We start from the raw sequence: 13,979 nt of genomic DNA on the forward strand, positions 1-13,979 counted from the left end.
CTGGCTTGAGTACCATGATTCGCACTTACTTCTGATCCGAAAACCCTGAGCGCGAAGCGCTGTCACGTCAGTGACGTTGGGTTTCGGAATAAGATCTTAGACTTAATTGAGGAAGGTGTTATCCATAATGGGATCTGAACTCGTTATAAAGAACCTTCATGCCAATATTGAAGGTAAGCCTATTCTGCGTGGCGTCGACCTCGTGGTCAACCAGGGTGAGGTTCATGCGCTGATGGGACCCAACGGGTCCGGCAAAAGCACCCTGGCGAATGTGATCATGGGTAACCCCAAGTATGAAGTCACCGATGGTGAGATCTGGTTCAAGGGCGAGAATATTCTTGAGTACTCTCCCGACCGCCGCGCGCGTATGCGCCTCTTCCTGGCGTTCCAGTATCCCATGTCCATCCCCGGTGTGAGCGTGGCTAACTTCCTGCGCCGCTCTCTAGAGGCTGTGCGTGAAGGCAATAAGCCCCTTGAAGAGGGTGAGAACCCCACCGGCAAGATGGGCAAGCGCCGGGCCGTTCCCCCAGGTGAGTTTCGCCGCCTCCTGCAAGAGAAGATGAAGCTGCTAAAGGTTGATAATAGCTTCATCAATCGCTCGATCAACGATGGCTTCTCCGGTGGTGAGAAGAAGCGTGCTGAGATCCTCCAGATGGCCCTGCTGGAGCCTGAGATCGCCTTGATGGACGAGACCGATTCGGGTCTCGACATTGACGCGCTAAAGATTGTCTCCGAGAGCGTGAACGCGCTCCGCGGTCCCGACCTGGGCATTCTGTTGATCACCCACTACCAGCGCATGCTTAACTACATTACCCCCGACTTCGTGCATGTCATGTACCAGGGCCGCATCATCAAGTCTGGTACGAAGGAATTGGCGCTCGAGCTTGAGGATAAGGGCTACGAGTGGCTGACATCCAATGAGAATGGGGTGGCCACGAATGCTTAATGCTCTAACTACAGGTTTCACAAAGGATGCGCTGCTTGAGCTGTCGCGTCAGAAGGGGGAACCTGAGTGGATGCTACAGAAGCGCCTTCAGGCCTGGGAGCATTATGAGCAGACTCCCGCCCCCCTGGGACGCCGCGGCGACCTGGGCACCCTCCAGAATCTCTCTCGCTTTAAGTTCCAGGAACTAAAGCCCTTTGTTCCCGCGCCGGATACCGCGCTCCCTCCAGCCATTCAGCAGTCGCTGCAAGAGTCGCTGGTCAATGAGCGCTCCGGCCTGATCGTGCAGCATAACTCGTCGGTTGTGTATATACACCTGAACGATGAGTTGAAGGCGCAGGGCGTCATCCTGACCGACCTGGAGACCGCCGTTCGCGAGTATCCAGAGCTGGTGCAGGAGCACTTTATGACGAAGTGTGTCCCCGCGACTGCGAGTAAGTATACTGCCCTGCACGCGGCCTTCTGGACGGGTGGCTTCTTCCTCTATGTCCCAGATGGCGTGGAGATCGAGGCGCCGATCCTGGCCCAGGTCTGGGTCGATAGCTCTGCATCGGCTATCTTCTCCCACTCACTGGTGATCGCGGAATCTCAGAGCAGCACCCGCTTTGTGCAGGAGTTCACCTCCAGCGTCGAGGCCGAGCATCCTAGCCTGGTCAGCGACGTGGTTGAGGTCATTGCCAAACGCGAGGCAATGGTCGAGTTCAGCAACCTGCAGGATCTCGATCAGCATACCTGGCTCATCACCAACAAGAACGCGACGCATGAGAACGATGCTAGCGTAACCTTCGTGATGGCCGATCTGGGTGCCCAGCTCAACCTCAATAGCATTGGCGCGGGCCTCCAGGGCAATGGTTGTGCCGCTGAACTGGTGGGTGTCTTCTTCACCGACCACAACCAGCGCTACGCCATCAATACCCTCTCAGACCACGTTGGCGTCTCGACCAACGCGGAGACCATGATCAAGGGTGTCCTGACCGATGAGTCACGCGTCGAGTTCGATGGCATGATTCGCATCCATACGAATGCGCAGCAGACGGCCTCCTTCCTGGCCGCGCATGGTCTATTGCTGAGCAAGAAGGCTCGTGGCGAGTTTATTCCTGGCCTGGAGATCGCCGCGAACGATGTCAGCGCTAGCCATGGTGCCACCACGGGCCAGATCGATGAGGAGCAGCTCTTCTACCTGATGGTACGCGGTATCGCGCGCCCAGAGGCTGAGCGCATCATCGTTCAGGGCTTCTTCGAGCCAGTCTTGCAGCGCATTCCCCTGGAGAACCTGCGCATTCGCCTGCGCCGCAGCATCATCTCTCGTATGAGTGGTGAGTCCGCGACCGAGGCCGATACCTGGGTTGACGCCCAGGAGCGCTGGGAGATCGAGGGTGTCGACGAAGGCGCCATCTACCTCGATGACTCAACTCGTCCTCAATCAGACGAGATTGAACTCAGCGAGTACTAGTCACACAGCGCTAAACGCATAATGGGCACCCTCCAGGCCGGTGGGTGCCCTCTATCTTATAAACAGCAAGCAGCCAGGCAGAGGAAGTATTATGGTGACATTTGAAAAGCAGACACAACAGACACACAGTGGACGCACCGCCGCCGAGGTGCGCGCGGATTTCCCTATCCTCGCACGCCAGGTACACAATAAGCCTCTCGTATATCTCGACAGCACGGCCAGCTCGCAGAAGCCCCAGGTTGTCATTGAGGCCATGAATATCTACTACCAGACCTATAACGCGAATGTGCATCGCGGGGTCTATACGATCAGTGAAGAGGCTACCGCGGCCCAGGAACGTGCTCGCGTCAAGGTTGCACGCTTTATCAATGCTCGCCATAGCAAGCAGGTGATCTTCACACGTAACACGACCGAGAGCATCAACCTGGTCGCCTATAGCTGGGGCAACGCGAATATCCACACCGGGGACCTGATTGTGCTGACCGAGATGGAGCACCACAGCAATCTGGTTCCCTGGCAATTGCTCGCCCAGCGCACAGGCGCACGCCTGGAGTTTGTTCCGGTTACCGATGACGGCCTGCTGCGCCTGGATCTCTATCAGCAGTTGTTGGAGCAGCACCCCAGGCTGGTCGCCTTTACGCATATGTCGAACGTGCTGGGAACCATCAATCCCGTGCAAGAGATGATCGCTCAGGCTCATGCCGTCGAGGCTATCGTCCTGGTGGATGGCGCGCAGAGCGTCCCCCACCTGCCAGTGGATGTCCAGGCCCTCGACGCCGATTTCTACTGCTTTAGCGCGCACAAAATGCTGGGCCCAACGGGTATTGGTGTGCTCTATGGCAAGCGTGCTCTGCTGGAGGCTATGCCCCCCTTCATGGGTGGCGGCGATATGATCCGCACTGTCAAGCTCCACGAGTCCACCTGGAACGATTTGCCCTGGAAGTTTGAGGCGGGCACCCCCGCTATTGCCGAGGCCATCGGCCTGGGCGCGGCGGTAGACTACCTGAATGAGCTGGGCATGGACTGGGTTCAGGCCCATGAGCAAGAAATGACGGCCTATGCCCTGGAGCAGCTCCAGCAGGTTCCCGACCTGACGATCTATGGTCCCCGCGAGATCGGTCAGCGCGGAGGCGTCATCTCCTTCACACTTGGCGATGTCCACCCCCACGACCTGGCCTCGATTCTCGACCAGGAGGCTGGTGTGGCCATTCGCGCCGGGCATCACTGCGCGCAACCACTCATGGAGCGCTACGATGTGCCCGCAACCGCCCGCGCCAGCTTCTACGTGTATACAACAAAAGCAGATATTGACGCCCTCGTCCAGGGCCTGCACAAAGCCCTCCAAATCTTTACTTTCTAAAAAGAGGCATACATATATGGCAATGGATTTTTACCGCGAATATATCCTGGATCACTATCGCAATCCACGTAATTTTGGTACACTGGAGCAGCCCGATGTCCACTCAGAGGACTCCAATCCGCTCTGTGGCGACCAGCTTGCCATGGACCTGGTCGTGCAGGATGGGCGCGTCGCTGAGGTCCGCTTCAAGGGGCGTGGGTGCGCGATCAGCCAGGCGTCAGCCTCCATGCTCTCAGAGATGATTGAGGGCCAGCCGATAGACGAAGTTGTAAAGTTGGGGAAAGAGGAAGTGTTGGAGGTACTAGGCATTCCCATCAGCCCTGCTCGCTCCAAGTGCGCCTTCCTCTCCCTGCGTGTACTCCATCGGGGCCTGGCTATGGGAGGCTTTGAGCACCCCAATCTTGATGATGAAGATGAGGACGAATAAGGCCGTATGACTGAGTTCTATAAGGCAGCTCGCCTGGAAGAGATCAAAGAAGGCGAGCTTTACGCGGTAGAAGTTGATGGCGAACCAGTCTGCCTGACAAAGGTGGAGGGCCAGATCTGCGCCTTTACCGATAATTGCACTCACATCAGCGGACCCCTCAACGAGGGCGAGCTGGAGGGCTGCACACTGACCTGCCCCTGGCATGGCGCGCAATTCGACGTGCGCACCGGCAAGGTGCTGCGCGGTCCCGCACGCCAGGACCTCCATACCTACTCCATCAAAATCGAAGATGCAACCATCTTCGTCGGCCTCCCCGAAGAATAAGTGCCGGGTGATGCACTCTGGCTGTCAGGGGGCATCACCTCACTTCACGCATGAGAAGTATAAGATTGCTCATCTAGCCTGAAGGGTTGCAAGCAATCTCTGGCTCCATTGTTGTGGGTCGACATAGATGACTATTTTGATCTCCATCGTCTGAGAGGGATGAGTAGCCGCTACCTCTTTAATGGCTTCCGACATCTGGTAGGCTACTTCCTCTGGCGTCTTTTCAACCATGCCAGCCATGAGGCCTGTACGCATCAAGGGGAGTGACACGTTTTGCAAGCCGCGTACGAATGCTACCTCCAGCGCTTCTTTTACCAGATCTTCTAAGGATAGTTGTAAGTCATCAATGACGAAGATGACGTTGCGAAACGCCCCACTATGCTGGATACGTGAACCGTCAGCGAAAATGACGTCTCCTTGTCTGATAGGGTTTGGCATATGCTGAGCGGCTATCTGATGAAATTGCTGACCAGCTTTTTGCATGATCGCTCTATCTACCCCACCGCCCCAAATACCTCCACTATTAATAAGTGTGATTAATGCATCAGCGGGAACTACGGTAATGTCCCCAGGTAAAATAGTCACGTTGGTAGCGGTGCCATTAATTGTCGTCATAAGGGTTGTCCTTTTTTCTCATGAAGTCCAATGGTTCTGCGATGATAACTGTATGGTACTGTAGCGTATACTTGTGCTACATGCTATGCGGAAAGAGGGACAACCGGCACGTTATCATAGACCCGAAGGAGAAAAGGGGGGCAGGGGTCCTTCCCTGCTGGGGCTGCGCCCCTTCTTTTTTTGACACGAGCTATACAAGAAAATGATAGAAGGCGGCCCTGGACACATGTGTCCAGGGCCGCCCAAACTCGCTATCGTAGGATTAGTATATGCCGTTTGTGTAGAAACACATCCAGAGATAGCGATACGCCTGCCTTAGTCTCCTGTTGTCTGGCTGCCTGTGAGTGCTCCCTTTCTGGCGCGCGAGGGAAAGAGCAAGCGCAGGTGCAGCAATCGCTCGCGCTCGCGCTCCTCCGCCAGGTTGCGTGAGCGAGCCTTGAGCAGGTCCTGGAGTGAGACCATGCCCACCAGTTGCTCTGGATGCTCGCGTTCAACTACCGGGAAACGCGTGTAGCCGGTCTCGGCCATGCGATAGACTACGCTGCGCAGATTCTCATCTTCATACGCCACAACCGGGCTGGCCTGGATGCAGTCGGCCAGTTGGCGCTTGCCCGGCTCGTTGCGTATCAGGTTCATCAAGTCGTGGCGTGTCGCGACTCCCTCAATCTGCACCTGGTCATCAACAATAGGATAGAGGTGCTGAATGCCACGCTGCTGCGATTGACCCTCGGTGAGCAGGCTGCTCAATTCGTCGCGTGTAATGCTGGCGGGAATGGCGACCACGCTAGTACGCATGACCTCGCGTACAAAGAGGATCTCCAGGGGATCAGTAGCATATTCCCGACTAAGATGATATCCTCGACGGCTCACCTTCTCGGTAAGGATCGAACGTTTCAAGACCAGCACGCTAAATGTATAGGCCACTAGGGTTGCCAGCAGCAGCGGAACCAGGGCATTAAAGTCGTGCGTGAGTTCTAAGGCGAAGACCAGGCTGGTAAAGGGGACGCGCATGGTTCCCGCGAGCATCGCGGCCATACCGATCAGTGCCCAGAAGCCCGGTCCCTCGTTGGGGAGAAACAGGCTCACAGCCGCTCCTAACGCGCAACCCATCATCAACAATGGGGCCAGTACACCACCCGAGGTGCCTGAGCCAAGCGAGAACGACCAGATCAAGAGCTTGACCAGCAGAACGCCCAGGATCAACTGGAGCGAGACATCTCCCCGCAGCAACTGCGCAATAACATCATAACCAACGCCCAGCGCGCGTGGATAGATCAATCCGCCAATGCCAATGCCCAGGCCACCAATAGCTGGCCACCACATCCAGTGAATGGGCAGGAGTGAGAAGGTATCCTCGAAGCGATAAACCAGGTAGGTCATAAGCGCTGAGACCAGTCCCGCCAGGACGCCGACCAGCAGGCAGCCCAGGAAACCTACTGGACCAATAAACGCCACATGTGCCGGCACCGGGAAGATCGGGCCCGCCCCCAGAATGTAGTAGCGCACAATCCCAGCCGTGGCGCTGGCCAGGGCCACAGGGATCAGGCTGCGCGGCTTCCACTCAAAGAGCAAGAGTTCGACTGCCAGCAGCAGCGCCGCCACAGGCGTGGCAAACGTTGCCGACATACCTGCCGCTGCCCCCGCCACCAGCAGCGTCTTGCGCTCGCTACTGGAGAAATGAAAGAATTGCGCGATCAGAGAACCAATAGCGCCGCCCGTCATGATGATTGGTCCCTCGGCGCCGAAGGGGCCACCGCTCCCAATCGAGATCGCCGCCGAGAGCGGCTTGAGTAGTGCTACCTTGGCCTCGATCTTGCTGCCATTCATTAAGATAGCTTCCAACGCCTCTGGAATTCCATGCCCCCTGATCTTAGGCGAGCCAAAGCGCGCCATAAAACCGATAATCAGTCCACCTATTACAGGCACCAGCACAATGAAAATCCCCAGGGGACTCTGTGCGGGACTGACAAGGGCCGTATCCCAGCGTAGATAAAAGAAGAGATTTGTACATAGTCCGATTAATTTTAATAAGAGTAGAGCTATAAAGGTGCTCACAATACCAATGACAAGCGCGATGAGCGAGATGAAAAGCATACGTGGGGTAGTCGTAAAATCCCCCAACTCATGATTGACCTTCTTTTGACTACCTGCTTGTTTCGCCGCATCCCTCCCCGCCTGTCGATGTTCCTCCTGCCACGCATTAATTGCCAATTGTTTCTCCTTAGTAGTAGACACATATCGTTCCTCTGAATATTGTATCGTATTACGACATAAATTGAAAGAGGGTGTCTATTGACACCACTCTATATTCTCTCTACAATTGCCCAAGGCAGAAAGAAAATTGAGTTTCAGGGGAGACAAAAAGCGCATGGAAGGTCGCTCACATTTATTGATTGGTCTGGTAGCCGGGGTCGTCTTCGATAGTGTCACGCATATCTCTGGCAATGCTCTTACGGCGGGCACGAGTGTGACGCTCCCACTGCTGGTGAGTAAGGCGGTATATTATGGTGCGGTTGGCTTTGGCGCGCTATTGCCAGATATAGATAATGCACGTAGCACCCTGGGCCATCGCTTTGGTATCATTAGCAAGACGATTCAGGGCATTGCAGGTCATCGCACGGTGTTTCATAGTCTTCTTGGCTTGGCTGTCGGCTCATTGCTAGCCATAGGGCTGGAACGAGTGGTAATATATCTACTGGGCTTACGAGGCTATTCCGCTCCCGCGCATGTGGTGGGCATTTCACATGTCGTTTTCTTTGGCGTCTTGTTTGGATGTGTGATGCACCTCTTATGTGATTCGCTGACCTATGGCGGTATACCTCTGTTCTGGCCTATGCACAAGCGCTTTGGCATTCCAATGGATAATAAGTTTCGTTTCCGTACAGGTACCTGGCCGGAATTTTTAATAGTCTGGGGCTTTATGTTCGTGGTCGCGGTTTGTATCTGGCAGGGGTATGTCATCCTCTAGCCTTCGTGCCTGCGGCACTCCTACCCAAAGGCGAGTTAAACATTTATGATACGTTTGCCACAATTCTCTATACAGGTTCAAGTATCGCCGCGCGCCCAGGTGCGTCTCTCCTGGTCGTTACTGGTGCTGGCTATGCTGGTTTACGCCCTGATTGTGGGCTTTCTGGCTGTGCTACGCTATACCTCCTTCAAGGCTACGGCTTTCGACCTGGGGAATATGGACCAGGTGCTCTGGAATACTCTGCATGGGCACCCGTTTCAGTGGACGAACCAGGGCGTTGACTGGTATGGCCCCCCCATTCGTCTCGCGCAACACTTCGAGCCAGTGCTCCTGCCCCTCTCGCTGCTCTATGTCTTTGGCGCCGATCCACGCATCCTGCTGATCTTTCAGACGCTGGTCCTGGTGAGTGGGGCGTTACCGATCTTTCTTATGACGCGGCGCTACCTCCCACAGTGGCCTCTGGTGGCGGCGGTCATGGTGTTGGGTTATTTGCTCTCGGCCTCGTTGATCGGAATCAATCTCTTCGATTTTCACCCGGTGGCGCTGGTCACCCCCTGCTTCCTTTATGCCTTTCTCTCCCTCACCTACCGCCGCTTTGGCTGGTGCCTCCTCTGTTGCGCCCTGGCGGCGACCTGTAAAGAAGAGATTCCTTTTGTGGTGGCGGTCTTTGGCATGCTGATAATCTGGAAATACCGGGCGCCTCGCCTGGGCCTGATTCTCATTCTGGGTGGTATCCTCTATGGCATCTTTGCCTGGTCGATGATCAAGCATTTCTATCCCGGTAACCAGGGCAATAACTTCTGGTACCGCTACGCCTACCTGGGAGCAACCCCCAGCGATGCGCTTGTGAACATCGTTATGCATCCCTGGGTTCTTCCCATGACCTATCTCACTCTTGAGCGCTTCTACTACCTGGCAGGGCTTGCGCGCTGCTCCGGTTTCTTCAGTGTCTTCGCGCCTGAGTGGCTGCTTCCCGCTCTGCCCAACCTGGCGCTCAATCTCTTGCCTAATAACAATTCCCTTCTTTATAGCGGTATCTATCACTACAATGCCCCCATCATTCCCTTTGTGGTGATGGCGTCGATTATTGGGCTGGCGCGCCTGGTGGCGCTATGGCAGCAGTGGCGTGGCGAGCCGGTTGACTCCGTACTGGTGACTGATGAGCAGGCACTACGCGAGAAGGCGCAGGTGGACTCCTTTATGCGTGGCCTGGAGAATGTGCGCCTGACATTCCTTTCGGGCCTATCTCTGTTGTCTCGCCCCTTCACCTTTGCTCGCCCCGGCCTGCTGGCCGTCTCAATCGCAAGCGCGCATCGTCGGAAGCGCCTTAATGATCGCATCGTTGACCTGGCGCGGACGGTGACGCTGGCACGGTTGCAATGGGTGGTCTCGCTCTGGATTGTGTGTATGGTCCTGCTGCATTTTGTGATCATGATCCCCTGGTTTAATGTGCTGCTGCCCGATCACCTGCCGGGCGATCGTGACCAGGCCATCAACCAGTTGCTCACTTCTATTCCGCCAACTGCCTCCGTCTCGGCAAGCGGGACGCTTAATCCTCACCTCACCGAGCGCCCCTATGTAACGGTCTTTCCGCTCATTACCTATACCGATGAGCAGAAGAATCTGCGCACCGTGCAGTATATCGTGGTAGATCTCAACAACATCGTTCCTGAAGAGGACAAGGATAGCACGGCCCGTATGCTCAACCAGGTTCGTAGTTCGCAACAGTTCTGTACCCTCAAGCAGATTGAAGGAGTGATCCTGCTGGTGCAGAGCAATGGGCATTGTGGCAGCGGCGCGATCAATTCGCCTGCTTCCTGACGCACGGATGCCCCAGAGAAGTCCTGAAATTGCCCGCGTAAACCCATAGCTTTTCACGGGCACGAGATGTTATAATCCATGCAGGCAAACAATTGCTGAACTGTTTGTCTCTGCGCTTTCAGGCAATTGTTGTTGAGGTTTGTTGCCTTTCAAAAAACTGAGCGCGGTGTGCTAGCTACGAGAGTAGCGCCGCGTCCCCGAATGGGGATTGGTTTTCGTATAAGTTGTTGGAGGAATGGCAGGATGCGCAATAATAATCCCTATCCCAATGAGCCAACGAGCGTACAGCCCTCGCGTATGGGGCGCATGGATGATCTTCCTATGAAGCCAGCGTCGCCCCCTGCGCCCGTGGCTGATGAGCCTGGCCCCGAGGTAGAGATAGCGGAGACGCGTCAGGAAGAAGCCCGAACCGTAAAGTATGCCATTGGCAAGCTCAATGACTTCCTGCGCTGGTTCTTGACCGTCCTGGAGGTCACACTGGCAATGCGCTTCCTGCTCAAGCTCATCGGAGCCGACCACAATAATCTCTTCGCGGGCTTTCTCTACTCACTGACCGATATCGTCCTTTTTCCCTTTAGCACGCTGGTCCATCCCTTCTCCGTACGTCCCGACCAGGCCTTTGAGTGGTCAACACTCATCGCGATGCTCATCTACTTCCTGGTCTTCTGGGCCATCCGCCGCTTCCTGCATATCCTGATTACCGGCCCCGAAGACTCCGTGGAGTCATAAGAGAGAACAAGGGAGGTGACATAGCACGCTATGCCACCTCCCTTGTTCTGCTACAGTGCACCTTTTGCCCTTTATGAGAGCTTCCAGACGCTTACCGTGTTTTTAGTAAAATCGCCCTGTTTGACCGCTGAGGAAGCAATCTTGCTGCCGTCTTGCGACCAGGCCAGGTTGGCAATCCACTGATCATCACCAAAGGTCGCCACCGCTTTCTGGGCGCGTACATCCCAGAGGTGAATCATGGTGTTGCTCTCGGCCAGGTATTTGCCATCCGGCGACCAGGCCAGGGAACCGATGTTTTTGTCCGCGAATGAGGCGATCTGTTTCCCATCGCTCACAGACCAGATGTTGACATGGTTGCTATCTGCTGTGCCAAGGGCGAGCATCGTCTCATCGGGTGACCAGGCCCGCGAGAAGTAATGTTGATCATCGATGCTGGCTGGAAGATGGCTTACCAGCGTTTTTGTTGCGATATTCCAGATCTCGATATCCTTTCCCGTGCTAATGGCGACGTGTGTACCGTGTGGCGATAAACTCATAAATCCTAGATCACCGTTCTGTGTCAAGGGTGTGTTAATCAGCCTGCCTGTGCTGGCACTCCAGGTCTGAATGGTCCAGTGGTGTGGCGGACCGGCGATCAGCGAGATGATCTGCGTCCCATCTGTGGACCAAACTGACTCATCCGGAACCATATAACCACCACCACCGCCGCTAGCAGTGCCATAAATGGTGCGTGCATAGGTCGCCAGAACCTTCCCGGTGCTGGCATCCAATATCTGAGGCGAGGTATAGATGCTCAGTAGACGAGTATGATCAGGCGACCAGAGGGCATTAATGCCGTGATTGTCGCGATGCAGTTTTTGTGCGCACGTTGCCCCATCGACGATCTCCAGATTTCCATAGGTGACCGCGAGCTGGCCATTGGCGGACCAGTCGAACGTGGGTTCTGGTGGGCCATTGCCCGCAGTATTGTTATTATCCGCGAATTGACAGAGCCGTTGGGCGCTGGAATAGGTCTTTACGGGCGTCGCGGTTGCGGTTGGAGTGACTTTTGAGCCTGTGCCCGTCGCTTGTCGTGAAAGGTTCAGGACGACAAGCAAACTGCCGACAAGAAGAACCATAACAAAGGCCGCGACCAACGTGGTCACACGTCGGGCAAACGTTGATGTTTGCTTCTTTTCCATAAAGCGTGATCTTCCTTGTTTTAATGTACGCGGCGATGCTGGCTGCTTTTCCGGTTTGGCTGCCGCGTACTCAGCGTGCGTACGAGCGTATTTCATCAGACGTTGTTCGACCCGCTGTAGGGAGCGATCATGCTCCTCGCGGATCTGCCGGGTGACCTGCTGCATCTCTGAGTGAAACTGGGCCTCGGGCGTGTGCAAGTCGCTGAAACGCTGTTCTACCTGCTCATCGACTTGCTCAGGTGTAAAAGGTTGCTCTTGATGTTCCATTATCTTCCTCCCAGTCGTTTCTCGAAGGTTTGGCGCAACAGATTTAAAGTGCGTGAGAGGATCATCCGTACAGCTGTATCTCGTTTCCCCAGCATACGCGCGATCTCCGGCGAGCGCAGCCCTTCGACGTAGCGTAAGAGCAGTACCTCTTTTTGCAGCGAAGGCAGACCTTCAATGACCGTTATCAGGTCGCGCTGCTCCTCATTGCGCAGCACCGTCCACTCGGGTATGAACTCCCCATCGGGGGAGACCATGTCGCTCGCTACCTCTAAAGGCAGGTTCTGCTGCCGTGCTCTCTTGCGATAATGGTCAACCAGTTTGTTCCGGGCGACCCGCCAGAGCCAGAAGCGTTGCTCTTCTTGAGAGAGTGTGCGCAGAGAATCGCGTTCAAGGGCTGCGATAAAGACCTCCAGGAGCAGATCTTCAGCATCCTCTCTCGACTTCAGGTTGGTCCGTAGATGGGTCAGAAGCGCGGAGGCATGTTGTCGATAGAGCTCTGAAATCCCTACCTCATCCTCGTCATCCAGGGAACGTAAAGGCTGCATATCCGTGTCCTATTCTTAAGAATTTATTTCGCTAGCGAATATTCAGTGAACCAATCGTATAGAAAGGTCAAGTGTAACAATACATATGAAAAGCCACTTTCTCAGAGGTTCCTTCACGCCTGTGCCACTCCGGAGTAAGAGGTGTGCCTGCGGTCGCGCTTGTCAGTATGGTATAATCTGGGGTACTCAGGAGGTGCCACGTGAACACATTGACGAGCGAACTGAGCATTTTCACTGGAAACGCTAATCGCCAGCTTGCTATAGAGATATGCGATCATCTAGGCATATCGCTAGGGGAGGCTGATGTCTTTCAATTTAGTAATGAAAATATTTTTGTCAAAATAAACGAGAATGTCCGCGGGAACGATGTCTTTGTTATTCAGTCCTTTAGCTCGCCTGTCAATCGCTCTATCATGGAGCTTCTCATTATGATTGATGCCCTTAAGCGGGCTTCGGCGGCTTGTGTCACCGCCGTCATTCCCTATTACGCCTATGGCCGTACGGACAAGAAGGATCAGCCACGTGTGCCGATTACGGCGCGCCTGGTCGCTGATTGTATTACAGTCGCGGGCGCCCACCGCGTGGTGACGCTGGACATGCACGCCGGGCAAATTCAGGGCTTCTTTAATATTCCGGTTGATGAGTTGACCGCTCAGACCATTCAGGCCGAGTATTTCGCGCAGAAACAGATCGAGGACCTGACTGTCGTCTCCGCCGACGAGGGCTTCGCCAAGAAGGCACGCAAACTGGCGGACCGCCTGAACGTTCCCCTGGCAATCGTTGAGAAGCGCCGCCTGGGCAACGAGGGGATCACTGAGGCCATGGGCATCATCGGCAATGTCGCGGGCCGCAATGCCTTGATTGTGGACGATGAGATCGATACCGCTGGCTCTATTACGCAGGCTGTCCGTGTGGTTCGCGAGCAGGGCGCGCGCGATATCTATTGTTCCGCGACCCACGGCATCTTCTCTGGCCCGGCCATCGAGCGCTTGCGCGCTGCCTCTCTAAAAGAACTGGTCATCACAAACTCCATTCCCCCTCCCGACATCAACCGCCTGCCCAACCTGACAGTGCTCTCGGTTGCGGGTCTCTTAGCTGGCGCGATCACCCGCATCCACGACGGCCGCTCCGTCTCCGAACTCTTCTACTAATAAGTGCCTTAGTCCATGCCAGCATGGACCCTACAACGGCCCTGTAGGGTCCATGCTGGCATGGACTATAATCCACACACGCTGGTCCCCTTTATTACCCAGCGGTAAAACTTTATGCTATAATGCCTGCGTCAAGATTCGAGAATTCGCCAGATAACATTGAACGCAGTTATTATCTAATTAATTAACCCCATG

At 55.2% G+C, this 13,979-nt stretch carries 13 protein-coding genes; 9 read left to right on the forward strand and 4 right to left on the reverse strand.

Annotated features, from left to right (window positions below; translation table 11 throughout):
- The first annotated feature begins 127 nt into the window (after positions 1-127).
- The 5 genes from sufC to JMJ16_RS39680 all read left to right on the forward strand — a co-directional run bounded on the left by sufC (position 128) and on the right by JMJ16_RS39680 (position 4,507).
- Positions 128-946: a Fe-S cluster assembly ATPase SufC gene (gene sufC / locus JMJ16_RS39660; protein WP_007912687.1), complete on the forward strand. Its 819-nt coding sequence runs from the start codon at positions 128-130 to the stop codon at positions 944-946.
- Between the two features lie 70 nt (positions 947-1,016).
- A complete protein-coding gene (gene sufD / locus JMJ16_RS39665) occupies positions 1,017-2,396 on the forward strand; it encodes a Fe-S cluster assembly protein SufD (RefSeq protein ID WP_201390453.1) in 1,380 nt (459 codons plus the stop codon).
- 91 nt (positions 2,397-2,487) lie between these two features.
- Positions 2,488-3,756, forward strand: coding sequence for a cysteine desulfurase (locus tag JMJ16_RS39670; RefSeq protein ID WP_201390454.1), 1,269 nt, complete (start codon positions 2,488-2,490; stop codon positions 3,754-3,756).
- A 16-nt stretch (positions 3,757-3,772) separates the two neighbouring features.
- Positions 3,773-4,183 carry a Fe-S cluster assembly sulfur transfer protein SufU gene (sufU, locus tag JMJ16_RS39675; RefSeq protein ID WP_201390456.1) on the forward strand — a complete coding sequence of 137 codons (411 nt, stop codon included), beginning with the start codon at positions 3,773-3,775 and terminating at the stop codon, positions 4,181-4,183.
- A gap of 6 nt (positions 4,184-4,189) precedes the next feature.
- Positions 4,190-4,507 (forward strand): non-heme iron oxygenase ferredoxin subunit, encoded by a 318-nt coding sequence (locus tag JMJ16_RS39680; protein WP_201390458.1) that lies wholly within the window; start codon positions 4,190-4,192, stop codon positions 4,505-4,507.
- Between the two features lie 69 nt (positions 4,508-4,576).
- Here the strand turns inward: JMJ16_RS39680 and JMJ16_RS39685 are convergent, their stop codons facing one another.
- Positions 4,577-5,122, reverse strand: a complete 546-nt coding sequence (locus tag JMJ16_RS39685) for a macro domain-containing protein (RefSeq protein WP_201390460.1) — start codon at positions 5,120-5,122, stop codon at positions 4,577-4,579.
- A gap of 315 nt (positions 5,123-5,437) precedes the next feature.
- Positions 5,438-7,216 (reverse strand): chloride channel protein, encoded by a 1,779-nt coding sequence (locus JMJ16_RS39690; RefSeq protein WP_374229155.1) that lies wholly within the window; start codon positions 7,214-7,216, stop codon positions 5,438-5,440.
- A gap of 274 nt (positions 7,217-7,490) precedes the next feature.
- Between JMJ16_RS39690 and JMJ16_RS39695 the strand changes: the two genes are divergently transcribed.
- The 3 genes from JMJ16_RS39695 (at position 7,491) to JMJ16_RS39705 (ending at position 10,640) form a co-directional block, all read left to right on the forward strand.
- Complete coding sequence (locus tag JMJ16_RS39695; RefSeq protein WP_201369991.1) at positions 7,491-8,090, forward strand: metal-dependent hydrolase; 600 nt, start codon at positions 7,491-7,493, stop codon at positions 8,088-8,090.
- 45 nt (positions 8,091-8,135) lie between these two features.
- A complete protein-coding gene (locus tag JMJ16_RS39700) occupies positions 8,136-9,911 on the forward strand; it encodes a DUF2079 domain-containing protein (protein ID WP_201390462.1) in 1,776 nt (591 codons plus the stop codon).
- A 243-nt stretch (positions 9,912-10,154) separates the two neighbouring features.
- On the forward strand, positions 10,155-10,640 hold the full coding sequence (locus JMJ16_RS39705; RefSeq protein ID WP_201390464.1) for a YggT family protein: 486 nt from the start codon (positions 10,155-10,157) through the stop codon (positions 10,638-10,640).
- Between the two features lie 71 nt (positions 10,641-10,711).
- Here JMJ16_RS39705 and JMJ16_RS39710 read toward each other — a convergent pair whose 3' ends face one another.
- Together JMJ16_RS39710 and JMJ16_RS39715 are read right to left on the reverse strand one after the other, a co-directional pair.
- Positions 10,712-12,088 (reverse strand): WD40 repeat domain-containing protein, encoded by a 1,377-nt coding sequence (locus tag JMJ16_RS39710; protein ID WP_201390466.1) that lies wholly within the window; start codon positions 12,086-12,088, stop codon positions 10,712-10,714.
- Positions 12,088-12,633 carry an RNA polymerase sigma factor gene (locus JMJ16_RS39715; RefSeq protein ID WP_201390468.1) on the reverse strand — a complete coding sequence of 182 codons (546 nt, stop codon included), beginning with the start codon at positions 12,631-12,633 and terminating at the stop codon, positions 12,088-12,090. The genes JMJ16_RS39710 and JMJ16_RS39715 overlap by 1 nt, the downstream gene beginning before the upstream one ends.
- Positions 12,634-12,833: 200 nt before the next feature.
- On the opposite strand from JMJ16_RS39715, the gene JMJ16_RS39720 reads away from it, so the two are divergent.
- Positions 12,834-13,784: a ribose-phosphate pyrophosphokinase gene (locus tag JMJ16_RS39720; protein ID WP_201390470.1), complete on the forward strand. Its 951-nt coding sequence runs from the start codon at positions 12,834-12,836 to the stop codon at positions 13,782-13,784.
- Positions 13,785-13,979: the final 195 nt, after the last annotated feature.

This window comes from Ktedonobacter sp. SOSP1-52 (genome assembly GCF_016587395.1).

Excerpts from the sequence above, each read along its gene's own strand:
- sufC (WP_007912687.1), top strand. The coding sequence starts at position 128 with ATGGGATCTGAACTCGTTATAAAGAACCTTCATGCCAATATTGAAGGT.
- sufD (WP_201390453.1), top strand. The coding sequence starts at position 1,017 with ATGCTACAGAAGCGCCTTCAGGCCTGGGAGCATTATGAGCAGACTCCC.
- JMJ16_RS39670 (WP_201390454.1), top strand. The coding sequence starts at position 2,488 with ATGGTGACATTTGAAAAGCAGACACAACAGACACACAGTGGACGCACC.
- sufU (WP_201390456.1), top strand. The coding sequence starts at position 3,773 with ATGGCAATGGATTTTTACCGCGAATATATCCTGGATCACTATCGCAAT.
- JMJ16_RS39680 (WP_201390458.1), top strand. The coding sequence starts at position 4,190 with ATGACTGAGTTCTATAAGGCAGCTCGCCTGGAAGAGATCAAAGAAGGC.
- JMJ16_RS39685 (WP_201390460.1), bottom strand. The coding sequence starts at position 5,122 with ATGACGACAATTAATGGCACCGCTACCAACGTGACTATTTTACCTGGG.
- JMJ16_RS39690 (WP_374229155.1), bottom strand. The coding sequence starts at position 7,216 with ATGCTTTTCATCTCGCTCATCGCGCTTGTCATTGGTATTGTGAGCACC.
- JMJ16_RS39695 (WP_201369991.1), top strand. The coding sequence starts at position 7,491 with ATGGAAGGTCGCTCACATTTATTGATTGGTCTGGTAGCCGGGGTCGTC.
- JMJ16_RS39700 (WP_201390462.1), top strand. The coding sequence starts at position 8,136 with ATGATACGTTTGCCACAATTCTCTATACAGGTTCAAGTATCGCCGCGC.
- JMJ16_RS39705 (WP_201390464.1), top strand. The coding sequence starts at position 10,155 with ATGCGCAATAATAATCCCTATCCCAATGAGCCAACGAGCGTACAGCCC.
- JMJ16_RS39710 (WP_201390466.1), bottom strand. The coding sequence starts at position 12,088 with ATGGAACATCAAGAGCAACCTTTTACACCTGAGCAAGTCGATGAGCAG.
- JMJ16_RS39715 (WP_201390468.1), bottom strand. The coding sequence starts at position 12,633 with ATGCAGCCTTTACGTTCCCTGGATGACGAGGATGAGGTAGGGATTTCA.